This is a genomic window from Streptomyces sp. NPDC059166 (genome assembly GCF_042755185.1).
Lineage (GTDB): Bacteria > Actinomycetota > Actinomycetes > Streptomycetales > Streptomycetaceae > Streptomyces.
In genome coordinates, this window is the sequence record NZ_JBHZCI010000001.1 from 121,481 (window position 1) to 146,947 (window position 25,467).

General features: G+C 70.8%; 20 protein-coding genes. 7 read left to right on the forward strand and 13 right to left on the reverse strand.

Translation table 11 applies throughout. From position 1 onward, the window contains the following. Window positions 1–71: 71 nt before the first annotated feature. Complete coding sequence (locus ACFXOA_RS00565; protein WP_385020247.1) at window positions 72–1,379, reverse strand: nitrate/nitrite transporter; 1,308 nt, start codon at window positions 1,377–1,379, stop codon at window positions 72–74. Next, window positions 1,376–2,068, reverse strand: coding sequence for a GntR family transcriptional regulator (locus ACFXOA_RS00570; protein ID WP_385020250.1), 693 nt, complete (start codon window positions 2,066–2,068; stop codon window positions 1,376–1,378). The genes ACFXOA_RS00565 and ACFXOA_RS00570 overlap by 4 nt, the downstream gene beginning before the upstream one ends. A 309-nt stretch (window positions 2,069–2,377) precedes the next feature. Between ACFXOA_RS00570 and ACFXOA_RS00575 the strand changes: the two genes are divergently transcribed. Further along, window positions 2,378–3,280: a D-alanyl-D-alanine carboxypeptidase family protein gene (locus ACFXOA_RS00575; protein WP_385020253.1), complete on the forward strand. Its 903-nt coding sequence runs from the start codon at window positions 2,378–2,380 to the stop codon at window positions 3,278–3,280. A gap of 180 nt (window positions 3,281–3,460) precedes the next feature. On the opposite strand, the gene ACFXOA_RS00580 is transcribed toward ACFXOA_RS00575, so the two are convergent. From ACFXOA_RS00580 to pdhA (ACFXOA_RS00590), 3 genes are read right to left on the reverse strand one after another with little or no spacing between them, the layout of a single operon-like run. Further along, complete coding sequence (locus ACFXOA_RS00580; RefSeq protein ID WP_385020255.1) at window positions 3,461–4,882, reverse strand: dihydrolipoamide acetyltransferase family protein; 1,422 nt, start codon at window positions 4,880–4,882, stop codon at window positions 3,461–3,463. A 10-nt stretch (window positions 4,883–4,892) separates the two neighbouring features. Beyond that, a complete protein-coding gene (locus ACFXOA_RS00585; RefSeq protein ID WP_385020258.1) occupies window positions 4,893–5,873 on the reverse strand; it encodes an alpha-ketoacid dehydrogenase subunit beta in 981 nt (326 codons plus the stop codon). A 2-nt stretch (window positions 5,874–5,875) separates the two neighbouring features. Beyond that, window positions 5,876–7,024: a pyruvate dehydrogenase (acetyl-transferring) E1 component subunit alpha gene (gene pdhA, locus ACFXOA_RS00590; protein WP_385020261.1), complete on the reverse strand. Its 1,149-nt coding sequence runs from the start codon at window positions 7,022–7,024 to the stop codon at window positions 5,876–5,878. 344 nt (window positions 7,025–7,368) lie between these two features. Between pdhA (ACFXOA_RS00590) and ACFXOA_RS00595 the strand changes: the two genes are divergently transcribed. From ACFXOA_RS00595 to ACFXOA_RS00605, 3 genes are all read left to right on the forward strand, one after another. After that, window positions 7,369–8,028, forward strand: a complete 660-nt coding sequence (locus tag ACFXOA_RS00595; protein WP_385020264.1) for a response regulator — start codon at window positions 7,369–7,371, stop codon at window positions 8,026–8,028. A 297-nt stretch (window positions 8,029–8,325) separates the two neighbouring features. Beyond that, window positions 8,326–8,853 (forward strand): pyridoxamine 5'-phosphate oxidase family protein, encoded by a 528-nt coding sequence (locus ACFXOA_RS00600; protein WP_385020267.1) that lies wholly within the window; start codon window positions 8,326–8,328, stop codon window positions 8,851–8,853. A gap of 1 nt (window position 8,854) precedes the next feature. Further along, window positions 8,855–9,910 carry a phosphotransferase gene (locus ACFXOA_RS00605; RefSeq protein WP_385020270.1) on the forward strand — a complete coding sequence of 352 codons (1,056 nt, stop codon included), beginning with the start codon at window positions 8,855–8,857 and terminating at the stop codon, window positions 9,908–9,910. A 170-nt stretch (window positions 9,911–10,080) separates the two neighbouring features. Here the strand turns inward: ACFXOA_RS00605 and ACFXOA_RS00610 are convergent, their stop codons facing one another. Continuing rightward, on the reverse strand, window positions 10,081–11,697 hold the full coding sequence (locus ACFXOA_RS00610; RefSeq protein WP_385020273.1) for a protein kinase: 1,617 nt from the start codon (window positions 11,695–11,697) through the stop codon (window positions 10,081–10,083). 295 nt (window positions 11,698–11,992) lie between these two features. Between ACFXOA_RS00610 and ACFXOA_RS00615 the strand changes: the two genes are divergently transcribed. The 3 genes from ACFXOA_RS00615 (at window position 11,993) to ACFXOA_RS00625 (ending at window position 15,347) form a co-directional block, all read left to right on the forward strand. Further along, window positions 11,993–13,609 carry a protein kinase gene (locus tag ACFXOA_RS00615; RefSeq protein WP_385020276.1) on the forward strand — a complete coding sequence of 539 codons (1,617 nt, stop codon included), beginning with the start codon at window positions 11,993–11,995 and terminating at the stop codon, window positions 13,607–13,609. Window positions 13,610–14,456: 847 nt separating this feature from the next. Beyond that, window positions 14,457–14,696: a hypothetical protein gene (locus ACFXOA_RS00620; RefSeq protein ID WP_385020279.1), complete on the forward strand. Its 240-nt coding sequence runs from the start codon at window positions 14,457–14,459 to the stop codon at window positions 14,694–14,696. A 105-nt stretch (window positions 14,697–14,801) separates the two neighbouring features. Then, window positions 14,802–15,347, forward strand: coding sequence for a bacterial proteasome activator family protein (locus ACFXOA_RS00625; RefSeq protein ID WP_385020282.1), 546 nt, complete (start codon window positions 14,802–14,804; stop codon window positions 15,345–15,347). A 464-nt stretch (window positions 15,348–15,811) separates the two neighbouring features. Here the strand turns inward: ACFXOA_RS00625 and ACFXOA_RS00630 are convergent, their stop codons facing one another. The 7 genes from ACFXOA_RS00630 to pdhA (ACFXOA_RS00660) all read right to left on the reverse strand — a co-directional run bounded on the left by ACFXOA_RS00630 (window position 15,812) and on the right by pdhA (ACFXOA_RS00660) (window position 25,361). Next, entirely contained in the window at window positions 15,812–16,798 is a 987-nt protein-coding gene (locus ACFXOA_RS00630) for an NAD(P)H-quinone oxidoreductase (RefSeq protein WP_385020285.1), read from the reverse strand. A 563-nt stretch (window positions 16,799–17,361) separates the two neighbouring features. Further along, window positions 17,362–18,507, reverse strand: a complete 1,146-nt coding sequence (locus ACFXOA_RS00635; protein WP_385020288.1) for a potassium channel family protein — start codon at window positions 18,505–18,507, stop codon at window positions 17,362–17,364. Then, window positions 18,465–20,003, reverse strand: a complete 1,539-nt coding sequence (locus ACFXOA_RS00640) for a molybdopterin molybdotransferase MoeA (protein ID WP_385020702.1) — start codon at window positions 20,001–20,003, stop codon at window positions 18,465–18,467. The genes ACFXOA_RS00635 and ACFXOA_RS00640 overlap by 43 nt, the downstream gene beginning before the upstream one ends. 476 nt (window positions 20,004–20,479) lie before the next feature. Further along, window positions 20,480–21,355 carry a DUF6457 domain-containing protein gene (locus ACFXOA_RS00645; protein ID WP_385020291.1) on the reverse strand — a complete coding sequence of 292 codons (876 nt, stop codon included), beginning with the start codon at window positions 21,353–21,355 and terminating at the stop codon, window positions 20,480–20,482. 474 nt (window positions 21,356–21,829) lie between these two features. Then, complete coding sequence (locus ACFXOA_RS00650) at window positions 21,830–23,173, reverse strand: dihydrolipoamide acetyltransferase family protein (RefSeq protein WP_385020294.1); 1,344 nt, start codon at window positions 23,171–23,173, stop codon at window positions 21,830–21,832. Next, window positions 23,173–24,204: an alpha-ketoacid dehydrogenase subunit beta gene (locus tag ACFXOA_RS00655; RefSeq protein WP_385020298.1), complete on the reverse strand. Its 1,032-nt coding sequence runs from the start codon at window positions 24,202–24,204 to the stop codon at window positions 23,173–23,175. Before ACFXOA_RS00655 ends, ACFXOA_RS00650 begins: the two co-directional genes overlap by 1 nt. Further along, on the reverse strand, window positions 24,201–25,361 hold the full coding sequence (gene pdhA, locus ACFXOA_RS00660) for a pyruvate dehydrogenase (acetyl-transferring) E1 component subunit alpha (protein WP_385020301.1): 1,161 nt from the start codon (window positions 25,359–25,361) through the stop codon (window positions 24,201–24,203). The genes ACFXOA_RS00655 and pdhA (ACFXOA_RS00660) overlap by 4 nt, the downstream gene beginning before the upstream one ends. Between the last annotated feature and the right edge of the window lie 106 nt (window positions 25,362–25,467).

Consider the following 25,467-nt stretch of genomic DNA (forward strand, 5'->3'; position numbering starts at 1 on the left):
ACCGGCCGACGGAACCGGTCCGCCGGCGGCCCGTCGAAGGGCGCGCCGGCGGGGCGGGCGAGGCAGACCGGTCACACGGGGACGTGTACCGCCTCCACGCGGCTGACGACATGGTGGTCCCGCTCCCGGTGCGTGGCACTGGCGTGGAGCCGCAGGATCTGCGCGACGCCGAGTGCCTCCAGGACGAAGACGGAGGCGAACGCGACGCGGTAGTTGTCACCGGTCGCGTCCAGCAGCACGCCCACCGCGAACAGGGTCGTCATCGAGGCGACGAAGCCGCCCATGTTGACGATCCCCGAGGCCGTTCCCTGGCGTTCCGGGGGGTTGGCGGGCCTCCCGAAGTCGAAGCCGATCATCGAGGCGGGACCGCAGAAGCCGAGGGTCACGCACAGGGTGACGAGCAGCCACATCGGCGCGTGGTCACCGGGGTAGAAGATGGTGCCCGCCCACACCAGCGCGGTCAACGCGACCGTGCCGAGGGCCAGGGGAGCGCGCGCGGCGTGGTGACGGGCGATGATCTGGCCGTAGACGAGCCCGACCACCATGTTGGACAGCACCACCAGGGTGAGCAGTTCACCGGCGGTGCCCCTGCTCAGCCCCTGCGCCTCCACCAGGAACGGCATCCCCCACAGCAGCAGGAAGACCATCCCGGGGAACTGGGTGGTGAAGTGCACCCACATCCCCAGCCGGGTCCCGGGCTCCCTCCACGCGGCGGCGATCTGCTTCCGTACGTACGCAGCTCCGGCGTGCTCGACCGGGGGCGGTTCGTATCCCTCGGGGTGGTCCTTCAGGAAGAGCAGCATCACGACGAGCACCACCACGCCGGCCAGCGAACTGCCGACGAAGGTCGTGGTCCAGCCGAAACCGTGCAGGGCGCGGGCGATGACGAGCGTCGAGACGAGGTTGCCCGCCATCCCGAAGAGCGCCGCCACCTGGCTGATCAGCGGGCCGCGCCGGGCGGGGAACCAGCGTGCCCCGAGCCTCAGGACGCTGATGAAGGTCATCGCGTCACCGCAGCCGAGGAGCGCACGCGAGGCGAGTGCCGTGCCGTACGAGGGGGAGAGGGCGAAGCCCAGCTGTCCCACGGTGAAGAGCACCACCCCGAGGGTGAGGACCTTCTTGGTGCCGAGCCGGTCGACCATCAGGCCGACGGGGATCTGCATGCCGGCGTAGACGAGCAGCTGCAGGATGGAGAACGTCGAGAGCGCCGAGGCGTTGACGTGGAAACGGTCGGCGGCGTCCAGTCCGGCGACGCCCAGACTCGTGCGGAAGATGATGGCGACGAAGTAGACGGCGACACCGATTCCCCAGATCCAGACGGCCCGACGGCCGCCGGGCGGGTCTCCGGGCAGCGAGAGGGAGGGTGCGGCGGAGGTCATCGGTCCTCCCCCCGGACCAGGACCCTGACCCGGCCGACGTGGCGGCGCACGACCTGGGCGGCTCCCTCGGCGTCGCCGGCCCTGATGGCTTCGAGCAGTTCGCCGTGCTCGGTGAGGTTGGCGGCGATCCGGTCCGGGTGGGCCTCCATGACGGCGACCCCCATCCTGAGCTGGCGGTCCCGGAGCTGGTCGTAGAGCCGGGAGAGGATCTCGTTGCCGGCGTGCTTCACGATCTCGGCGTGGAAGCAGCGGTCCTTGACGGACACCGCGGCCAGGTCGCCCACCTCGGCGAGCTCGCGCTGTTCGTCCAGGAGCTGTTCGAGGCGGGCGATCAGCTGAGGCGGGGCGGGTACGGCCTTGCGGGCGGCGAACTCCTCCACGAGCAGCCGGGTCTCCACGACGTCGGAGATCTCCTGCGCGGAGACCGCGAGCACCAGGGCGCCCTTCTTCGGGTAGAGCTTGATCAGCCCTTCGACCTCCAGGCGGAGGAGCGCCTCGCGCACCGGCGTACGGGAGACCCCGACGGCCTCCGCGAGATCGCCCTCCGTGAGGAGCGTGCCGCCCTCGTAGCGGCGGTCGAGAACCGCCTCCTTGATGTGCGCGTAGACGCGCTCGGCTGCGGGCGGCGGCTTGGGATCGGCCTTGCGGACCGTGGGCGGGGCGGATGAAGCGGTGGGCGCTGCAGGCATGCACACAGCATAGATACAAGATGTGTACGTCTGCTGACATGTCCGCGATCCGGACCGCGCACGGTGGGGCCGCCGACCCCGACGCCCGTGACCACCGGGGTCGCGACGAAGAGGTGTCCCGGATCCGAAGGCACGGCGTTCCGGGGCTTCCTGGGGTCGGGCGGCCGTACGGAGTGACCGCCCTCACCTCACACTCCACAGGGCACGATTTCACCCATTAGGGTGAGCAGCCCTTCGACGTCCCCACGCGTCTCACATCAGGGCAGCCTTCCCACGCGCCGCCCCAACGGACACTTTGGAGCGTCTACTTTGAAACACGGCACCACGGTCACCCGTCGCGTTTCCGTCGCGGCGACGGTCGCCCTGACGGCGGGAGCCGTCCTCGCGGCGGGAGCGTTCGCCTCCACGGCACAGGCGGCCGCCGCCCCACCGGTACCCACGATCACCGCCAAAGGCGGATTCGTGATGAACGACGGCACCAAGAAGGTCCTGTACGGCAAGACGGCGGACACCCGCCGCTCCACCGGCTCCACCACGAAGATCATGACCGCCAAGGTGGTACTGGCGCAGAAGAACCTGAACCTGGACACCAAGGTCACCGTCCAGAAGGCCTACAGCGACTACATCGTCTCGAAGACCGCGTCGTCGGCCCGCCTGATCGTCGGCGACAAGGTCACCGTGCGCCAGCTCCTCTACGGTCTGATGCTGCCCTCCGGCTGCGACGCGGCGTACGCCCTGGCCGACAAGTTCGGCAGCGGCTCGACCCGGGCGGCCCGGGTGAAGTCCTTCATCGGCAAGATGAACGCCGACGCGAAGGCACTGGGGCTGACGAACACCCACTTCGACTCGTTCGACGGCATCGGCGGCGGCTCCAACTACTCCACCCCGCGCGACCTCACGAAGCTCGCGAGCAGCGCGATGAAGAACTCCACGTTCCGCGCGATCGTGAAGACGAAGTCGACGAAGCAGAAGGTGACCACCAAGAGCGGCGGCTACCGCTACATGTCGTGGTCCAACACCAACGCCATGCTGGGCAGTTACAGCGGGATGACCGGCGTGAAGACCGGCTCCGGCCCGACCGCCAAGTACTGCCTGGTCTTCGCCGCGACGCGCAACGGCAAGACGCTGATCGGCACCGTACTCACCTCGACGTCCGCGACCACCCGGACCGCGGACACCAAGAAGCTGCTGGACTACGCCTTCAAGAAGTAGCCCGCACGACGGTGCCGGGGGCGGGCCGCACGGTACCGGCGGTCAACCCCCGACACCGTGGTCACGGCCGCCGCCCGCGCAGACCGGGCACGGACGCCTCCCGCGCGGCGGGGCCGGACATGCCGGTGGGCCCGCGCGTACTCCGCGCGGGCCCACCCGGTCCACGTACCACCCCGGCGGCTACGCCCAGGTGATCAGCCGCTTCGGCTGTTCCAGGATCGCGGCGACGTCCGCGAGCACCTTGGAGCCGAGCTCCCCGTCGACGAGCCGGTGGTCGAAGGAGAGGGCCAGCGTGGTCACCTGCCTGGGCTTCACCTTGCCCTTGTGAACCCAGGGCTGGAGCTTGATCGCCCCGACCGCGAGGATCGCGGACTCGCCCGGGTTCAGGATCGGCGTACCGGTGTCGACGCCGAAGACACCGACGTTGGTGATCGTCACCGTGCCGCCGGCCATCGCGGCCGGGGAGGTCTTGCCCTCCCTGGCCGTGGTGACCAGCTCGCCCAGCGCCTCGCCGAGCTGGGGGAGCGTCTTGTCGTGCGCGTCCTTGATGTTCGGCACGATCAGCCCGCGCGGGGTGGCCGCGGCGATGCCCAGGTTGACGTAGTGCTTCTGGACGATCTCCTGGTTGGCCTCGTCCCAGGTGGCGTTGATCTCCGGGTTCCGCTTGATGGCGACCAGGAGGGCCTTGGCGATGATCAGGAGCGGGTTGACCCGCACCCCCGCCATGTCCTTGTCCTCCTTGAGCTCCGCCACCAGCTTCATCGTGCGCGTCACGTCGAGGGTCACGAACTCGGTGACGTGCGGAGCGGTGAAGGCGCTGCCGACCATGGCCTGTGCGATCGCCTTGCGCACCCCCTTCACCGGGATTCGGGTCTCCCGGCCCGCCGCGTCCACCGGCACGGCGGCCGGTGCGGGCGCCACGGCGGGGGCCACGGGCTGCGCGGGGGCGGCTTCGGGCGCCGGCGCGGCGGCCGCGTGGACGTCCTCGCGGGTGATGATCCCGCCCTCGCCGGTCGGGGTGACCGTCGCCAGGTCGATGCCCAGGTCCTTCGCCAGCTTGCGCACCGGCGGCTTGGCCAGCGGCCGCGTGCCGGGCGACACCGGTTCGGGGGCCGCAGGGGCGGCGTGCCCGTTCATCTCCGCCTGGATCGCGGCAGCCGCCGGGCCGGGGATCTCGACGCCCTTGCGGGCCCGGCGCTTGGTGGATGCCTCGGCCACCCCGTATCCCACGAGGACCGGCGTACGGCCCTTGGGCTCCTCCGGTTCGGCCTCCGGTGCCGTCTCCGGCCGGCCGGCGGGTTCCGCGGCCGGAGCGGCCGGGACGTCACCGCTGCCGGGTGCCACGTCCACCGCGATGATCACCTGGCCGACGTCCACGGTGGTGCCCTCGGGGAAGCGCAGTTCGTGCACCACCCCGTCGAAGGGGATCGGCAGCTCGACGGCGGCCTTGGCCGTCTCGACCTCGCACACCACCTGGCCGTCGGTGACGGTGTCACCGGGCTGGACGAACCACTTGAGGATCTCGGCCTCGGTCAGCCCCTCGCCCACGTCGGGCATCTTGAACTCGCGGAAACGAGCAGACGTTTCGGTCATCGTCGTCACAGCCCTCTCCTCAGTACGCCAGCGAGCGGTCGACGGCGTCGAGCACCCTGTCGAGACCCGGCAGGTACTCGTCCTCCAGCCTGGCGGGCGGGTAGGGCGCGTGGTAGCCGCCCACCCTCAGCACCGGGGCCTCGAGGTGGTAGAAGCAGCGCTCGGTGATCCGGGCGGCGATCTCGGCCCCGGAGCCGTAGAACACCGGTGCCTCGTGGACCACCACGAGCCGGCCGGTCTTCTCGACGGAGGTCTGTACGGCGTCGAAGTCGATCGGGGACATCGACCGCAGATCGAGGACCTCGACCGACTTGCCCTCCTCCTGAGCCGCGGCGGCGGCCTCCAGGCACACCTTGACCATCGGGCCGTAGGCGGCGAGCGTCAGATCGGAACCCTCGCGGGCCACGGCGGCCTTGTGGAGCGGGCCGGGGATCGCCTCGGTGTCGAGCTCCCCCTTGTCCCAGTAGCGCCGCTTGGGCTCGAAGAAGATGATCGGATCATCGCTCTGGACGGCCTGCTGCATCATCCAGTAGGCGTCGCTCGCGTTGGAGGGCGAGACGACCTTCAGACCCGCCACGTGGGCGAACAGGGCCTCGGGGGACTCGCTGTGGTGCTCGACCGCGCCGATGCCGCCGCCGTAGGGGATGCGGACGACGACCGGCATCTTGACCTTGCCGAGCGCACGGGCGTGCATCTTGGCCAGCTGCGTGACGATCTGGTCGTACGCGGGGAAGACGAAGCCGTCGAACTGGATCTCGACCACCGGGCGGTATCCGCGCAGGGCCAGTCCGATCGCCGTACCGACGATCCCGGACTCGGCGAGGGGGGTGTCGATGACCCGGTCCTCGCCGAAGTCCTTCTGCAGCCCGTCCGTGATGCGGAAGACCCCGCCGAGCTTGCCGACGTCCTCACCCATGATGAGGACCTTGGGGTCGGTCTCGAGAGCCTTGCGCAGCGACTCGTTGAGCGCCTTCGCGATGGACATCTTCTCGGTGGCCATGGCTAGTTGCCCTCCTCGGCGAACGATGCCTGGTAGGCGGCGAACTGGGCGCGCTCCTCGTCGACGAGCGGGCTGCCGTCGGCGTACGCGTGGTCGAAGATGGCCAGCGGTTCGGGGTCGGGCATGGCCCGTACCGCTTCGCGCACCCGCTTGCCGAGGGTCTCGCTCTCCTCGTCCAGCGCCGTGAAGTACGCCGCGTCGGCGAGGCCCTGCTTCTCCATGTACGTGCGCAGCCGCAGGATCGGGTCCTTGGCCTCCCAGGCCGCCCGCTCCTCGTCCGCCCGGTACTTCGTCGGGTCGTCGGAGGTGGTGTGCGCGCCCATCCGGTAGGTGAAGGCCTCGACCAGCATCGGGCCCTCGCCCCGCCGGGCACGCTCCAGCGCGCGGCGGGTCACCGCCAGGCAGGCCAGGACGTCGTTGCCGTCGACCCGCACGCCGGGGAAGCCGTAGCCCTGTGCGCGCTGGTAGAGCGGCACCCGGGTCTGCTTCTCGGTCGGCTCGGAGATCGCCCACTGGTTGTTCTGGCAGAAGAACACCACGGGGGCGTTGTAGACGGCGGAGAAGGTGAACGCCTCCGCGACGTCACCCTGGCTGGACGCGCCGTCACCGAAGTACGCGATCACGGCCGAGTCCGCGCCGTCCTTGGCGACGCCCATGGCGTAGCCGGTGGCGTGCAGGGTCTGCGAGCCGATGACGATCGTGTAGAGGTGGAAGTTGTTGGTGTTGGGGTCCCAGCCGCCGTGGTTCACGCCGCGGAACATCCCGAGCAGGTTCGTCGGGTCGACGCCCCGGCACCAGGCAACGCCGTGCTCCCGGTACGTCGGGAAGACGTAGTCGTCGTCGCGCAGCGCGCGGCCGGAGCCGATCTGAGCGGCCTCCTGGCCAAGCAGCGAGGCCCACAGGCCCAGCTCGCCCTGGCGCTGCAGTGCGGTGGCCTCGGCGTCGAAGCGACGCGTCAGGACCATGTCCCGGTAGAGGCCCCGGAGCTCGTCGGCGCTGAGGTCGATCTCGAAGTCCGGGTGCTCGACCCGCTCGCCCTCGGGCGTCAGCAGCTGCACCAGCTGGGGGCCGGAACTGTCCGGCGCCTTGGCGGCGCTGGTCCGCTTGCTGCTGCGTCGCGGTTTACGCGCGGCAGTGCTCTCCACGGTCACGTGCGTGCTCCTCCGTCGGTCCGGCCCCCGGGATGGCCGGGAACCAGTGCGGCTCGCCTGTGTCCGGACCCGCGCACGGGGTGGGTGCGGCTCGGTCGGAACAGACGTACAGGTGCCCCGGCGAGCGGCCTGTCATAAGCACGTTACCCAGTGCTTCGCATAACTGCGAAACACCCTGTGACCTGCAATTTTGCTTGGATTTCCAAGTAAATCGCAAAAATCGCGAAGTCCTGCTGGTCACAGCGTCGGTAACGCCCCGACAGGTGGCCGGAACAACGGCACGGTATCCCGGTCACCAGCGCCAGGGAAGGGCGGACGGTAAAGGAGTGTGTGAGACTTCGAATGTGCGCGAAGAAGGAAAAATCACGGTATTCCTGCTCGATGATCACGAAGTCGTCCGACGGGGCGTTCACGAGCTGCTGTCCGCGGAGGACGACATCGTGGTCGTCGGCGAGGCCGGAACCGCGGCGGACGCGCTCGCGCGCATCCCTGCGACCAGGCCCGATGTGGCCGTCCTGGACGTACGGCTGCCGGACGGAAGCGGGGTGGAGGTCTGCCGGGAGGTCCGCTCCAGGGACGAATCCGTCAAGTGTCTGATGCTCACCTCGTACGCCGACGACGAGGCGCTCTTCGACGCGATCATGGCGGGCGCCTCGGGATACGTGCTGAAGGCCATCCGCGGGAACGAGCTGCTCGGCGCGGTGCGCGACGTGGCAGCCGGCAAGTCCCTGCTGGACCCGGCGGCCACCGCCCGGGTGCTGGAGCGGTTGCGGGAGGGCAAGGACGCCAGGAGCGACGACCGGCTCTCCGGCCTGACGGACCAGGAGCGCAAGATCCTCGATCTGATCGGTGAGGGCATGACGAACCGGGCGATCGGGGAGCGGCTGCACCTCGCGGAGAAGACCATCAAGAACTACGTGTCCAGCCTGCTGTCCAAGCTGGGCATGGAGCGCCGTTCACAGGCCGCCGCCTACGTGGCGAGGCTCCAGGCCGAGAAGCGCTGAGCTGCAGCGGCGGGACGGACGTGCCCACGCCGGGGCGCCGGGGCGGGGGGGCAGGGGCGCAGGAGCGGGGGCGCGGGGGCCGACGCGCTGGGGCCGGGGGTGCAGGGGTCGGGGCGCGGGGTTCAGGAGCCCCTGGGACGCGGTCCTTCGGGGGCAGAGGGCCTGGGACGCGGCGCTTCAGGCGCGGCGCTTCGGGCGGGGCGCCTGGGACGGGCTGAGCGGGCAGGGACTTTGGTCCCTGCGCTCCGGGGCCCCGGACCCTTACGCGGCTCCTACCTGTGGCGGAGAGTGGAAGCCATGTTCTCCTCCCGCCCCACCGGCACGGACACCTGCCCCGCGACAGGCTCCGGCGGCGCCGCGCCGGCCGGACGGCCCTGTCCCGAGGCGTCCGCCGCCACGGAGAAGCTGCACGCCATGGAACTGCTCGGCAGCGTCCCCTTCGGCCGGCTCGCCCTGAGCATGCGAGCGCTGCCCTTTCTCGCGGTGGCACGGCACCTGGTGATCGAGGGCGGGGTCGTACTGCGGATCCACCGGGGCCTCGGCTTCCACTCCTCCTGCGACGGAAGCGTCGTGGCGTACGGGGCGGACAACTTCGGCTCGCCGGAGCCCGACGGCACCGCGGACCTCTGGTCGGTGCAGTTCACCGGCCCGGCCGAGATCGTGCGACCCGACCGCCGGCAGCGCGACCGTTTCGGGTCAGGACCTTCCGAGGTGAACGGTGAGGAGTTCGACCCCGTGTACCTCAGGGTCGAGCCCCACCTCACCCACATGCACACTCTCGGCTTCGACGCAACCCCGTCAGTCCGGACACATAGCGTCACCTAACATGTGGCGGGTGCTGCGCTCATCTGTGACCCTTCCGCCTGTTCCCCCGATCGGCGAGGTCCTGCGCCGCTACCCTGACGCCGGCGAACCCCTCGCCTGCGAACCCGTCGACAAAGGACTGCTCAACCACGGTTACCGCGTGTCCACCACCCGAGGTTCGTACTTCCTCAAGCACCACCTCGACAAGCACCACCTCGACGACGCCAGCGGTGACCACGCGACGATCGTCCGGCAGCACCGGGCGACCCAGCAGCTGCACTCCCTCGGGGTGCCGGTCGCTCCACCCCTCGTGGGCACAGAGGGTGACACGGTCTCGGTGATCGACGGACAGCGCTACGCCCTGCACCGATGGGTGGACGGACTGCATCGTGACGGAACCCAGCTCACCACGGCCCAGTCACGTCGGCTCGGGGCTCTGCTCGGCACCGTGCACACGGGCCTGGCACAGGTCATGGAGGAGGATCAGGCGCCCCCGGCACGGGGACAGAGCCCCGATCCCGCCGACACCTTCGCGCTCATCGACAACCTGCTGGCCGCCGCGCGGCGGCTGGGCCCCCGGGACGCCTTCGACGAGCTCGCCGTACACCGCCTCGTCGAACGCCGCGCGCTGCTCGAACGGCACGCGCACCGCCGACCGCCGACACCCGGGGTCTCAGCCCGGGGGTGGGTGCACGGCGACTTCCACCCGCTGAACCTGCTCTACCGGGACGCCGACCCGGTGGCGATCGTGGACTGGGACCGGCTCGGGGTCCAGCCGCGCGCCGAGGAGGCGGTGAGGGCCGCGGCGATCTTCTTCGTGCGGCCGGACGGGAGGCTCGCGCTGGAGAAGGTCCGGGCGTACGCCCGCGCCTACCGGCGCTCGGCCGGAGTGGGCGCCGCCGAGCTCGCGGCGGCCGTGCACAGGGTGTGGTGGGAACGCCTCAACGACTTCTGGATACTGCGCTGGCGCTACCGCCTCCAGGACCGCAGGGCCGACCCGCAGTTCCCCGCGGTGTCGGCCCTGGCGGTGTGGTGGACGCGCGAGTACGAAGCCGTCGGCGAGGCCTTCACGGAGTGAGGCCGGCGACCGTCACCGGCCGTCGCCCGCCGGCCCACGCGCGGTGGGAGCACCCGGTCGATCGACGCCGGTACCCCTGCGCCTGGTGATCGACGCCGGTGCCCCTGCGCCGGTCCCGTGTGCGCCCTCGGGCACGAGTCCGGACCTCTCGCCGGACCGCCGAACCGGCGTCAGGGGGTCGTGCCCGCCGTCGCACCGGTCGCGGCACCCGCCGCGGTCCCGGCCGGCGTACCGCCCGAGGTGGTTCCCTCCGACGTCCCCGACGAGTCGTCACCGCTGCCGCCGTCGTCACCGGACCCACCGTCGTCACCGGTGCCGCCGTCGTCGCCGGTCCCACCGTCCGTGGTCGTCCCCCCGTCGGAGGTCCCGCCCGTTCCGGGGGCGGGTGACGTGGGCGTCTGGGTCGGCTCCTGGGTCGGCTGCGTCGGGTCGTCCGACGGCGTGTACGACGGTTCCCTCGTCTCCCACGTCTGACCGCCCGAGGAGTCGTCCGGTGCCTCGGACTCCTCCGACTGGTCGTCCGTCGGCTCCGGCGAGGACTCGCGCTCCGAAGGGGAGACCGAACTGGAGGGCGAGACCGGGGACTTCTTGCCGCCGCCGCTGTCGTCGGCCGCCTGGAGGGCGAACGCGACGCCCGCACCGATCGCGATCAGCGCCAGGACGACGAACAGCCACATCTTCCCGCGGCCGCCGCCGTCGTGGTGACCGCCCGCGTACGCCCCGTCGTCCGGGTTCATGGGTGGCAGGATCGGCCCCTGCGAGGTGTCCCCGTGCATCGGACGCGCCATCGCCGCCGTACTGCCACCGAGGCTCATCGCCGCGGTGCGGCCGCTGTCGTTCAGATCGACCGGGCCGGTGTTCCACGTGCCGGTGTGCCCGCCCTGGACCTGCAGCATCTGCAGGCCGTACTGGACGAGTCCGCGCATCTCCTCCGCACTCTGGAACCGGTCGTCCGGATCCTTCGCGAGCGAACGCATGACCAGGCCGTCCAGCTCGGGCGGGACGGAACCGGCGACCTGGGAGGGCGGCACCGGCATGTCCTGGACGTGCTGGTACACCACCGAGAGCGGGGTCTCACCCGTGAACGGAGGCCGCAGCGCGAGCAGTTCGTAGAGGAGGCAGCCGGTGGCGTACAGGTCGGAACGGTGGTCGACCGCCTTGCCGAGCGCCTGCTCCGGGGAGAGGTACTGGGGCGTGCCCATGACCATGCCGGTCTGCGTCATCGTCGACTGCGCGCCGTGCAGGGCACGGGCGATGCCGAAGTCCATCACCTTGACGGCGCCGGAGTGCGTGATGATCACGTTCGCCGGCTTGATGTCACGGTGCACGATGCCGTGCTGGTGGGAGTAGGCCAGGGCCTCCAGGACACCCGAGACGATGATCAGCGCCTGCTCCGGCGGCGGCGCCTCGGCCTCCAGCAGCAGATCGCGGATGGTGTTGCCCTCGACGAGCTCCATGACGATGTACGGCACGGTCGCCCCGCCCACGACATCTTCGCCGGAGTCGTACACAGCGACGATCGCGTGGTGGTTGAGCCCCGCGACCGACTGCGCCTCACGCGTGAAACGGGCCTTGGAGACCGGGTCCTCCGCCAGATCGGACCGGAGCAGCTTCACCGCCACCGTACGGCCCAGACGGACGTCCTCCGCGGCGTAGACCTCGGCCATACCGCCACGGCCGAGGCGATGGGTCATGCGGTAACGGCCGTCCCCGACCACGCCACCGACACCCCAGGAGTCGGTGCCATCCGAAACTCCGCCGCCGTTTGCTTCGGATTCGGGTGCCATCAGTCCTCGCCGTCGTATCTGTCCGCACGTCTGCGGGTTCTCACGGTGCCTTGCTGCATCGCCGTGTCACGCTACAGGCTCTGTCCGGCAGGCCGGTTTCCTGAGTGACCGGCCATCCAATCGGCTCGCGCGCCGTACGCGCAAATTCCATGCGCTTCCTGTAACGCTTCCGAGACGCTTCTTGTGCGTAGGGTCACGGAACGGGCACCTGGCTTGACGTGTCGTACCCCTCGGGCAGACTTGGCCCGAAACAGGGATGACCGCGTCCGTCGGGCGCCGAGGGGGATGCAAGCTCATGAGCCACGACGGCGCACAGGGGCGCTACGCGGGCGGATCCGTTGCCGGTGGCCGCTACCAGCTGCGCGACCTCCTCGGTGAGGGGGGCATGGCCTCCGTCTACCTGGCGTACGACTCGGCGCTCGACCGCCAGGTCGCGATCAAGACCCTGCACACGGAACTGGGGCGTGAGCAGTCCTTCCGTGAGCGCTTCCGGCGCGAGGCGCAGGCCGTCGCGAAGCTGCAGCACACCAATATCGTCTCGGTGTTCGACACGGGTGAGGACGAGCTCGGCGGCGCGCTGATGCCGTACATCGTCATGGAGTACGTCGAGGGGCAGCCGCTCGGCTCCGTACTCCAGGCGGACATCCAGCGGTACGGCGCGATGCCGGCGGACAAGGCCCTCAAGGTGACCGCCGACGTGCTCGCCGCGCTGGAGACCAGCCACGAGATGGGCCTGGTCCACCGCGACATCAAGCCCGGCAACGTCATGATGACCAAGCGCGGCGTGGTCAAGGTCATGGACTTCGGTATCGCCCGCGCCATGCAGTCCGGTGTCACCTCGATGACCCAGACCGGCATGGTCGTCGGCACCCCGCAGTACCTCTCCCCCGAGCAGGCGCTCGGCCGCGGCGTCGACGCGCGCTCCGACCTGTATTCGGTCGGCATCATGCTGTTCCAGCTGCTCACGGGCCGCCTCCCCTTCGACGCGGACTCCCCGCTCGCCATCGCCTACGCGCATGTGCAGGAGGAGCCGGTCGCCCCGTCGAGCATCAACAGGTCGATCACCCCAGCGATGGACGCCCTCGTCGCCCGCGCGCTGAAAAAGAACCCGAACGAGCGCTTCCCCAGCGCTGCCGCGATGCAGGACGAGATCACCCGCGTCCTGAGCGCGAGCGGCCCGGCGGGCGCCCCGGTGATCACCGGTGGCAGCGGTCCGGCGAACAGCGGCTCGGGCGTCGGTTCGGCGGTCTTCCCGCCCGTGGACCAGAGCACCCCGGCCCCGCAGGGCGTGCAGATGCCGTACCAGCCGCACACTCACCAGCAGCACCAGCCGGGCCCCTACGCGACACCCGCACCCACCCCGGGATACGGCTACCCGCAGGCGTACACGACGCCGGGACAGCTCGGGCACCAGACCCCGCCGCCGTACACGATGTCCCCGCAGACCTCGACGGGATCCGGCGGCAACGGCGGCTCGGGGCGCAACATGCCCGTCATCGTGGGTGCGATCGTGGTCGCCCTGGTCGCGATCGGCGGCCTCGTCACCTTCCTGAGCATGCAGGACGACGAATCCGGCAAGGGCGGCGACCCGACCACCTCCGAGTCGTCCAGCGTGGCCACCGAGCACAAGCCGCCGGAGCGCAACCGGACGATGGATACCGATGAGTGCACCGACGCCCAGGAGGACACGGACGACCCGGCCAAGGTGCAGGCTCCCAACTTCGTCTACAAGGACGTCCTCTCCGCGAAGGCCTGCATCGCCGCCCAGGGATGGACGGTCAAGGTCATCAAGGAGAAGGGCAACACCTACGCCGAGGACCAGGTCATCGGCCAGTTCCCCACCCCCGGCACGGCCGTGGCCGAGCGGGGCGCTCACTTCGAGCTACAGATCGCCACGGGCGACCCCGCCTGACGGCCGTTCCTCCGGCGCGCGTTCCTCCGGCGCCCGTTTCCTTCGGCGCCTCCGCTCCGCCTGCAGAGCGGAGGCGATCTCCCCGGGGATGTCCAGGCGACTACGGGCGGGGCTGCCTGTCCGGGGGCAGCGGCGGGCCATCAGGGCACGGCGCAGGGGGTAGCGGCGCCGGGGCGTGGCACAAGGATGCCGCCAGGGGTGGTGTCGGGGCACTCGCCGGGTGTGGTCACCGGGTGTGGTCACCGGGCGGAGCCCCGGTACAGCTGCGGCTGCGGTGCCGGGTCCCGGGGCCACGGCGCTGAAGTGCAGCTGCAGCTGAGGCATTGAATCCTCCGGCGGCACCCAGGATGCCGGATAAAACGGGGCATGTGACTCTGATTTCATGCCTCCAGGACTCCCGGTTCCACGGTCGTCACGGTGCGTCGCCTGCCTGGTGATGGCCCTCGGGGTGGCTCTCGGTCCGTCCGGCGGGGCATACGGCCACACCGGCGCCCCCATACCGGACCTCCCGGGGCGGCATCCGACATCCGTGAGACCCCTGGAGGGACGGCAGGCGCCCGCGAATCAGCTGGACACCCGCCCCGCCCCCCGCCTGTCCGTAGAGGTGCGGCCTACCGCGTCCGGCTCGCCCGCGGAAGGCCGCACCGGCACCCGTCAGCCCCAGGAAGGCCGGCCGGCACCCGGTAGGTCCGCAGAGGACCGGTCCGCAGAGGGCGGCCCCGCTCTCGAGGCCCCTTCTGATTCGTCGTCCCCCAAGGCACGGCCCTCCGCCGAGGAGTCCTCCCTGGCGGGCCGAGAGGCAGGCCAGGGACGCGCGAGGCCCGGGCGTTCGCTCTCCCCGGTCGAGGTGGCGGACTCGGAGGCCGCGGAGGACGAGATGCCGCCGGAGCCGGACCCCGTCGACGTACCCGCCTTCACGCCGCCTCCTGATGCGTTCCCCGAGCCCGGGGAGACTGCGCGGCAGCGTCGGCAGGCGCTGGACGGTCCCGCCCTGCGAGAGGTGCGGGACGTCTCGCTGGGAGCCGGCATCGTCATGGTGGGGCTGGGGCTGGGGTTTCTCGGGTTCCGGCTGCGCCGTACACGCTGACGGGAGCGGCGCGGGCAGCAGGGCCCCGCACCGGCTTCCAGGGGTGATCAACCCGATCCGGGGGCACCACCATCTGGTGAAGGCCGTGTGCGCGACAATGTCAGCATGGAGATGCCGAGGAATGAACGGTCGCAGGAGCACCCCCAAGTCCTCGTGGTGGGACAGGACGGAATGGCCATCGGCGGCGGAGGCGACGACGAGTCGCGTGAGGTCCCGGTGACCGAGATGGTGGAGCAGCCCGCCAAGGTCATGCGCATCGGCAGCATGATCAAGCAGCTTCTGGAGGAAGTCAGGGCCGCTCCTCTCGACGAGGCCAGCCGGGTCAGGCTCAAGGAGATCCACGCCAGCTCGGTGAAGGAGCTCGAGGACGGGCTCGCGCCCGAGCTGGTGGAGGAGCTGGAGCGCCTCTCCCTCCCGTTCACCGAGGAGTCCGTCCCCTCCGAGGCCGAGCTGCGGATCGCCCAGGCTCAGCTTGTCGGCTGGCTGGAAGGGCTCTTCCACGGAATCCAGACCGCGCTCTTCGCCCAGCAGATGGCGGCCCGCGCGCAGCTGGAGCAGATGCGCCGGGCCCTGCCCCCGGGAGTGGGGCACGAGGACGAGGAAGGCGGCATCGATCCGCACGGACCGGCACGTTCCGGCCCGTATCTGTAGGAGGTCTGCAGGCAGAAACGCGGTCACTCCGGCCGGCGACAGCGGCCCGCGGCGGTTCGGCCGCGAGTGGATCCACGCTATCGGCGGTTCGGCCGCGAGTGGATCCACGCTATCGGCGGTTCGGCCGCGAGTGGATCCACGCTATCGGCGGTTCGGCCGCGAGTGGATCCACGCCTGACGTCCGGGGACCGGCACACGCGCCTCGGGCTCCCTCGGTCCTCGTAACACCCACGATCTGTGGGGTTACGAGGACCGAGGGCGTTGGCGGGCCGATCCGGCGGGGTTGGGGGGAGTGTCTCCCGGCACGGGTGGACGTCGTGGGGAACGTGCCCCGTGGCGTCGCCCCAGCCGGGTCGAGCCGGGCAGCGCCTTCGGGCTGGGCCGGGCAGACCGGCGGAGCCCCGTACGTCTACGGCTGAGGCCCGGCACGGACCCGGCTTCAGGAGCCGGGTCCGTGTGCCGTCTCAGACCTGCGGTGCGGCCAGGAGAATCTTCCCGATGTGGCTGCTGGACTCCATCAGGCGGTGTGCCTCCGCGGCGTCCTCCATGGGAAGCGTGCGGTCCACGACGGGCCGCACGACGCCGTCGGCCAGCAGCGGCCAGACATGCTCACGGACCGCCGCGATGATCGCGGCCTTCTCCACGAGCGGCCTGCCGCGGAGCGATGTCGCCGTGACCGCGGCCCGCTTGCTCAGCAGGGCACCCAGGTTCAGCTCGCCCTTGACGCCGCCCTGAAGGCCGATGATGGCGAGACGGCCGTTGACCGCCAGCGCCCGCACGTTCCGCTCCAGGTACTTCGCCCCGACGATGTCGAGGATCACGTCCGCGCCGGCACCGTCCGTCGCCTTGCGCAGTTCCTCGACGAAGTCCTGCTCGCGGTAGTCGATGAGGATGTCGGCGCCGAGTTCCTTGCAGCGTGCCAGCTTCTCCGCGCTGCCCGCGGTCACCGCCACCCGTGCTCCGACGGCCTTGGCGAGCTGGATCGCCATCGTGCCGATGCCGCTGGACCCACCATGGACCAGCAAGGTCTCACCAGGGCGCAGGTGCGCCACCATGAACACGTTGGACCAGACCGTCGCCGCCACCTCGGGGAGCGCAGCGGCCTGCGCCAGGTCCACCCCGTCGGGCACCGGCAGCAACTGGCCGGCGGGCACCGGCACCTTCTCCGCGTAACCGCCGCCGGCGAGCAGCGCGCACACCTCGTCGCCCACGGACCATCCGCTCACCCCGGGACCGATCTCCACGATCCGGCCCGCACACTCCAGTCCGGGGTAGGGGGAGGCTCCTGCCGGCGGGTTGTAGAACCCCTGCCGTTGCAGGACGTCGGCCCGGTTGACCGCGCTGGACACGACCTCGACGAGGACTTCACCCTCGCCGGGTACGGGGTCGGGCACCTCTGCCCACACGAGCGCTTCGGGGCCACCTGGTTCGGGGATCGTGATCGCATGCATGGCCGCGAGGCTACTCCGTGGACACCCGTGGCAGGACGGGACCTGCTGGGCCGCACCCGAACCTCGCCCTGGAAATCCCCGCACCATCGGAGCAGACAGCCTCAGCGGGGCCCGGAGGAGACGGCCCGGAGGGGAGGGCCCGGAGGAGAGGAGGCCCGGGGGATGGGCCCGGGCCCGGAGACCTCTCCGAGACGGCCCCCGGGGCGCCGGGAAGGCCGTGCGGCCGGGAACCCCGCGACGCCGGACAGGCTCGATGACAGGAACCCCGCCACGCGCCGGGCGCTGTGAGGCCGGGACGCGCGACGGGAGGCTCAGCGGCCGGGACCCGCCGCAACCACCGCGGCGCTTCCGTGGCTGGGAACCCGCCACCTGGGGGAAGGTTCCTGGCTGCAGCCCACACGCTCTGAAGGCTCGGCGGCCAGAAACCCTGAGATCCCCGGAGCCGCCCAGGACTCCCTGGACGCTGTAGCCGTTCATGGAGCCCTGCCAGGAGGCGCCAAGAAGGCGGCGTGCTCCCGGACGGCGGAGCAACCGTGCTCTGGGCAGCCGACCCGGCGTCCCCGTCAGGGCAGTTGCTGGTGAGGCTGCTGTGGGTGGTGCGGCTGTGCCGGATGGAGCGGTGTGGCGCGCACGATCGTGATCACCCTGTCCGTCAGCTGCAGAGGGCTCGCGGCCGGATCGTCGTAGCCGAGCAGCCGATGGCCACGAAGCACGCTGACGACCAGATCGTCGGTCTCCCTGACGTTCTTACCCACCTCGGCCTTTATGACCGGCCTTTCGACGAGGTCGAGCCCGCTGCCCTGCTGGATGAGATCCTCCATCACCGTGCCCGCGCTGGGGCTCAGGACGGACAGGCCCAGCAGACGCCCTGCGGCGCTGGCGCTCGTGATCACGGCGTCGGCCCCGGACTGCCGTAGCAGCGGTGCGTTCTCCTCCTCACGCACGGCGGCCACGATCTTGGCACCCCGGTTGAGCTGACGCGCGGTCAGTGCCACCAACACCGCCGTGTCGTCCCGCTGTGTCGCGATGATGATCTGACGGGCCTTCTGCAGCTCGGCGCGCAACAGCACATCACTGCGGGTCGCATCGCCCAGTACACCCACGAAGCCCTCGGCGTTCGCGGCCTCGATGACCTTCCCCGCCGGGTCGACGACAACGATCTGTTCCTTCTTCAGACCGGTGGCGCAGAGCGTCTGGATCGCCGAACGGCCCTTGGTGCCGAAGCCGACGACAACGGTGTGTTCACGCAAGTTGGTTCTCCAACGGTTCAGCCGGAAGTCCTCCCGGGTCCGCTCCGTCAGGACCTCGAGGGTGGTGCCGACCAGGATGATGAGGAAGAGCACGCGCAGGGGCGTCACCAGAACCACGTTCACGAACCGGGCCGGGTCGCTGTACGGGACGATGTCGCCGTAACCGGTGGTCGACAACGTCACCGTGGCGTAGTAGACGGCGTCGAGGAAGTCGACCTGCTCGTCGGCGTTGTCGTGATACCCGCCCCGGTCCGCCCAGACGATGAACACCGTGAGCGCCAGCACCGTGAGCGCCATGGCCAGCCGCTTGGCCACCTGTCGGAGCGGCCGGTCGACCACGCGCCGAGGCAGAAGCACCCGGGTGGGAACGACATGTTCGTCGGCTCGCCTGGCCATCGCATCGTGGCCGGGAAGTTTCACGTGAAACACCCTTCCGTCCACGGCGAAGCCGAGGCCCACGGTAGATCGAGAATCTCTACCTCGGTGCCGGACCGTACCCCGCCGGGAGGCACCACGGCCAGCCCGTCCGCAGCGGCGATTCCCCGGAGCATCGCGGGCCCGTTGTAGTGGAGGGGCACGACCGTGTCGTCTCGATGGACTACGGGGATGAGCCGGGTGTCATGCGGATGTCCGTGGACCTCTTCATGGACGGGGGCACGACACCGGTCCTGGACGGGCCGTCCTGAGATCCCCCGGAGCAGGGGCTCGGCCAGCGTGATCAATCCGGACACCGCCGCCAGCGGGTTGCCGGGCAGGCCCACGAGGCACGGTCCGTGCCCGGCGAGCCTGGCCAGCAGCATCGGATGGCCCGGACGTACCGCCACGCCGTCGACCAGCAGCTCTGCCCCGACCTCCGCCAGCACCGGATGCACATGGTCGACGGGCCCGGCAGCCGTTCCTCCGGTGGTGATCACAAGATCGGCGTCGGAGGAGAGCAGGGCCCTGCGAAGCACCTCGGCGTCGTCTCCGAGGCGCCGGGGTTCTGTGACATCGGCACCGAGGGAGCGCAGCCAAGGCGCCAGCATCGGACCGAGAGCGTCACGAATCAGCCCATCACGCGGTAGCCCGGCCGTGAGCAGTTCGTCACCCAGAACGAACACGTCCACACGCGGACGGGGTACGACGATCAGAGCGTCGTACCCCGCGGCAGCGGCCAGACCGAGTACCGGAGGGGTCACGACGGTTCCGACAGGCAGGAGTTCGTCGCCGGACCGGCACTCCTGCCCCCTCGGCCTGATGTCCTGCCCCGGGACGACCTCCCGGGTGGCGTGCAGAAGTCCCTTCGCCTCGTCGTTCAGGGCGTGCTCGCTACGGATCACCGCAGTGGCGTCCGCCGGAAGGCGCGCACCGGTGGCGATCCGCGCTGCGTGGCCGTCGGGGAGGGGTTCCACGGCTTCACGCCCGGCGAGAATCCCCTGTCCTTCACATACTTTCCAGGGGCCTGGGCCGGCGACGGCCCATCCGTCCATGGCCGAGGTGTCGAACGAGGGCAGATCGGTGAGCGCGACTACGGCTTCGGCCAGCACATGCCCCAGCGCCCGGTCCAGGGGGAGCCTGTGAGCCGCCAGGGGGGAGGACCGACCAAGACGGTCGGCGACGGCACGCGCCTCCTCCCATGCGCTTGCCCTGGCACGTCGGCCATGCGGCGGAGGACCTGACGACGAACGATCCGACGGCGCCGAACCCGACGACGGAAGGCGCGGCGACGACGAGTGTGACGTCGCAGGACCCGGTGACGCCGAACCCGCTGACGCTGAGCCCGGTGCCGTTGAACCCGGTGCCGTTGAACCCGGTGAGGCTGAGCCCGGTGAGGCTGAGCCCGGTGACGCCGAACTCGGTGACGCCGGGTGTGGCGCGGACGAGTCATGCGCCGAGGAGTCGTGCGCTCCGTGACGCCCCGGGACGTCACCTGCCGGAGCGGATCGGTCCGCAGCTGTGGTCCCCGGGACGCCGATCCCGAAGATGTCCGGAGCAAGGATCCCTCCGCGGAAGCCCCCGTTGGCGGAGTCCCCGACGGAGGAGCCGCCGAGGGAGTGGTCGCCGACGGAGTGGCCGCCGGAGCCGGAGTCTGAGTCGCGAGGAAGAGAGGGCTCCAGGGGAGAACTCTCGCGGGAGAAGGTGTCGGGGTCAGCGCCGCTGCTCAATCGGGGCGTTGCGCCCGAGGCCCGATCCGACGCCGCCCCGGCGGCGGTCTCGCCCGTCTCTGCTGGTGCCTGTGAGGAGGACTCGTTCGTCGCCGCCACCGATGCCCCCGGCCCGGATGCGTTCGCCCAGGGCGCGGGCCGGGACGTCTGATGCGCGACGAGCGCCAGCGCCTGCTCGACCGCTCGCTCCTCCTCCGCGTCCCTCGCCGCTGCGGCCCTGGCCTCCACAGCCCGGGTCTCCGCAGCGATTTGCCCCTCGGCGGTGCGCGCGTTGCCTCGGTCTGCGGTCATGGCGTACCGGGCCCGCTGTCCGCCTGCGTTTCCTCCTCCCACCTGAGCGCGAGGGCAGTCGCCTTACGGGATGCCTCCGCAACCGCCCGGGCCCCCTCTTCCGGGCTCCTGCCGGTGTTCGCCATCGCCGCCGCATACCCCACGAGGAAGGTGGTCAACGGGGCGGCGGGCCGTGCAACCCCGTGCGCGGCGTCGCGGGCCAGATCGAGCAGGACGGCGGTGTCGACGTCGAGTTCGATGCCCAGTTCATTCTTGACTGCGGTGATCCATTCATCCAGCACGGTCCCATGCTCCCTGATCCGCGCCCTGGCGGCAGCAATGTCCTCCCAGGTGTCGCAGTCGAAGGAGGCCAGGGGATCGGCCTCCACCCGGGCCAAGTCGAGCTCAGCGGTCAGCAGCCTCAGTGGAAGGCCCGCCAGGCTCCCGTACTCGGCTGCGAGAAGGGCCAGTTCCCGGCGGAGCGGCTCCGCGTGGTAGACGGCGACGAGTGGCTGGTCCCGCCCTTCCCGGTCTGTGCAGAGCGCTCCCTCAAGGTCCACAGCATCCGCCGCGTCCAGCAAGGTGCGGACTGTCCTCCCGCCCAGGAAGGGAAGATCCGCGGAGAGCACCAGGAGGCGGTCGGCCCCGGTGCGACGCACTCCGGCATCAAGAGCTGCCAATGGGCCTCCGCCCTCCGGGACTTCGCGTGTCCACGTGACGGGACGGACGGTTGCTCTGCGTCCGCCCACGACAACGGTGGACCCCGCGTCCGGACAGGCGGCCAGGACCCGGTCGAGCAGCGCACGTCCACCCACGCGAAGACCGGGCTTGTCCGCACCACCGAGGCGGTTGGCGGCCCCGCCGGCGAGGACGATGGCGTCATAGGCGGTCATGCCCTCGAGTATGCGGGGCCCCGCGTGCCGACGTCTCCTGGGGAAGCTCCTCAAGGAGCCGGGCTGAGGCGTGCACCCGGCCGGGGCGTGCACCGCCCCGGCGTCCGGCCCGAACCCGTCATACAGCCCGGACCACCCGGCAACCCGGCAGCCCGGGGCGTGCGCCTACCCGGCGTCCGGCCCGAACCGCCCGTCAGCAGCCCGGACCACCCCGACAACCCGTACCCACCCGGCAGACCGGATGCGCGGACCATCCGGCAGACCGGATGCACGGACAGTTCGCACAGCCGGGCGCCTCCGACGGTCCCCAGCCCCAGGCGGCCCCGCGCAGTCCGTCAGCCCAGCAGCCCGGCAATCCGGTAGCCCGGCAGCCCGGCAGTCTCCCGGCCGTGCCGCGCCCGGTGTCACATGCCGGTACGGCAGTCCGCCGACCCGCGTCGGCCGGCACCCCGCCTCTCCGGGCCGGCCAACCCGCTACAGAGAGCGCAACAGAACGGCAGGCCGCTCCACGCAGTCGGCCACGTACCGCAGGAAGCCCCCCGCCGTACCACCGTCGCAGACCCTGTGGTCGAAGGTGAGCGAAAGCTGTACGACCTGCCGTACGGCCAGTTCGCCCTCGTGCACCCAGGGCTTCGCGACGATACGCCCGACGCCGAGCATGGCCGCCTCAGGGTGGTTGATGATGGGCGTCGAACCATCGACACCGAACACCCCGTAGTTGTTCAGCGTGAACGTCCCGCCTGTGAGCTGCGCCGGGGTCAGCCTTCCTTCCCTGGCCGCCTCCGTCAGCCGGCTGATCTCTTCGCCGATCGACTCCGCGCTCCGCTGGTGGGCATCCCTCACGACCGGAACGACCAGGCCTCGCTCCGTCTGAGCGGCGAATCCCAGATGGACCTCGGGGAGCCGGACGATCTCCCGGGCCTCCGTGTCCACCGTCGAGTTGAGATCGGGAAAGCGAGCCAGAGCCGCCGTGCAGATGCGGGCCAGCAGGGCGAGTACCGAGATCTTCGGCCCCGACACAGAACCTGCGGCGTTCATCGCGGCCCGTGCAGCCATCAGTTCGGTGGCATCGGCGTCGACCCAGCAGGTGGCGTCCGGGATCTCCCGTCTGCTCCGCGACAGCTTCTCCGCCACAGCTCCACGGACACCTCGCAGGGGGACCCGCTCGCCGTCCTTATCCACCCGCGGGCTGACAGGGGCTTCGCCGACCGCTCCGGCACCGCTCGAAGCCCGGATCGCGGATTCCACGTCGGTACGGAGGATCAGCCCGTCCCGGCCGGTCCCCACGACCTGACCGAGGTCCAGACCGTGCTGACGGGCGAGTCTCCGGACCAGAGGCGAGATGACCGCGACGGGGCCCTGCACAGCCACCACCGTGTGCGCCGGGGCCGGGGACGCCGGAGTGGCCGGGCCTCGGCGGGCGGGGGTGGCCGGCGCCGGTGTGGGCCGGAGTCTGCGCCTGCGCGCGGCCGGGGCCGCCGTGCCGTAGCCGACCAGCACGTTCCCGGAGGCCCCGTCCTCCTCGGTGGACGGGGCGCCTTCAGGTGCCTCGCCGCCGGATGCGGGATCCACCGATCCGACAGCTACCGTCAGCAGCGGCGCGCCGACCGGGAGTTCAGATCCCTCCTCACCGAACCGGGCGGTCACCACACCCTTGTAAGGGCACGGAACCTCCACCATGGCCTTGGCCGTCTCGACCTCGACGACCGGTTGGTCCACGGCGACGACGTCGCCGACCTCCACCAGCCAGCGCACGATCTCCGCCTCGGTCAGCCCTTCGCCCAGATCCGGCAGCTTGAATTCGAGCACCTGCGCCATCAGCTCTCGGCCTCCCACTGAAGACGTGCGACCGCGTCGAGCACCCGGTCCACACCCGGAAGATGGTGCCGCTCCTGCATGGGCGGCGGATAGGGGATGTCGAACCCGGCCACACGCAGGACCGGGGCCTCCAGGTGGTGGAAGCACCGCTCGGTCACCCGCGCGGCGATCTCTCCGCCGGGACCGCCGAATCCGGACGACTCGTGGACGACGACCGCCCGTCCCGTCCTCCGGACCGACGCGGCGACCGTCTCGTCGTCGAAGGGCACAAGCGAACGCAGGTCGACCACTTCGAGGTCCCACCCCTCGGCGGTGGCGGCCTCCGCGGCCTCCAGACACACCGGCAGGGAGGGACCGTACGTGATCAGGGTCGCGCTGCGCCCTGACCTCCGGACCACCGCCCGCCCGATCGGTTCGACCGCCGTCGGCCTTTCCGGCGACCAGTCCGACTTGGACCAGTAGAGCCTCTTCGGCTCCAGGAACACCACCGGGTCGTCGGAGGCGATCGACTCCCTCAGCAGTCCGTAGGCGTCCTCGACCGTGGCCGGCATGACGACGTGCAGGCCGGGGGTCGCCATGTAGTACGCCTCCGAGGAGTCGCTGTGGTGCTCGACCCCGCCGATTCCTCCGCCGTAAGGCACCCTCACCGTGATCGGCAACGGCATGGCGCCGGCGGTCCGGTTCCTCATCTTGGCCACATGGCTGACCAGCTGCTCGAAGGCCGGATACGCGAAGGCGTCGAACTGCATCTCGACCACGGGCCTCAGCCCGTACATCGCCATCCCCACCGCGGCCCCGAGGATGCCCGCCTCGGCCAGCGGGGTGTCCGTGCAGCGCGCGTCCCCGAACTCCTTCGCCAGGCCGTCCGTCACACGGAAGACGCCACCGAGAGTGCCGACGTCCTCGCCCAGGACGTGCACCGTCGGGTCCTCCGCCATGGCGTCGCGCATCGCCCGCCCGAGGGCCTGCGCCATCGTCGAGGGCCTGGCCCTGCCGGCCCGCTCACCGGCCGCCACCGCAGCGGTGCTCATCGCATTGCCTCCGCGCCGCTCTCGTCCGTGCCGTGCTCAGCGGCCAGTTCGTCCCGAAGCCTGGCGGCCTGCTCCCGCAGCTGGCCGGTCTGCACCTCGTAGACATGGGCGAACAGATCCGCCGGATCGAGGACAGGGTCCGTGTTCATCCGCTCCCGCAGCCCTTCGGCCATCCGCTCCGCCCTCTCCCGGACCGATTCGATGCCGTCCTCGTCCAGCAGGCCACGCGCGGTGAGCTCACGCTCGAGCAGCCGGATCGGGTCGTGCGCCCGCCACGCCTCCACCTCACTGTCACCGCGATAGCGCGTCGCGTCGTCGGCGTTCGTATGGGCGTCCATGCGGTAGGTCACCGCTTCCACCAGCGTCGGGCCCCCGCCACGCCTCGCCCGCGCCACTGCCTCGCTCAGCACCTGGTGCGTCGCCGCCACGTCGTTGCCGTCCACCAGCCGTCCGGGCATGCCGTAGCCCACGGCCTTGTGGGCCAGCGACGGTGCCGCGGTCTGCTTCGCCAGCGGCACGGAGATGGCGAAGCCGTTGTTCTGCACCAGGAAGACGACCGGGGCCCGCCACACCGCCGCGAAGTTCAGCGCCTCGTGGAAATCCCCCTCGCTCGTCCCCCCGTCGCCCACCATCGCCAGGGCCACCACGTCGTCACCCTGGAGCCGGGCGGCGTGCGCCAGGCCCACCGCGTGCGGCAGCTGAGTCGCCAGGGGGGTGCACAGAGGGGCGATGCGGTGCTCCCGCGGGTCGTACCCGGTGTGCCGGTCCCCCCGCAGCAGGGTCAAGGCCTCGACCGGGTCCAGTCCGCGCGCCACCGCCGCCAAGGTGTCCCGATAGCTGGGAAAAAGCCAGTCCCTGTCCTCCAGCACGAGCGCCGCGGATACCTCGCAGGCCTCCTGGCCGGTGCTGGACGGATACACCGCCAGCCTGCCCTGCTTGGTCAGCGCGGTCGCCTGGGCGTTGTACCGGCGGCCGCGCACCAGCTCCTCGTAGAGCCTCAGCAGCAGCTCGGGATCGGCACCGGCCGCGGCCTCCGTACCGAGCACACGGAACGGCTCAGGGTCCGGGAGCAGCGGCGCGGGGTCGGTGAGCGGCTTCCAGGCCGGGGGCGGCGTGGGCCGGTAGGCGGCTGCGCCGGGCAGCTCCTGGACCGTCATGACAAGCACCTCCTGGCATCGAGACAGATCGAGGGGTGTCGAGATCCCCCAGGAATGTGGAGCACGGGCGAGGCTCCGCTGTGGCGTGCCTCACCTACCGATTGTT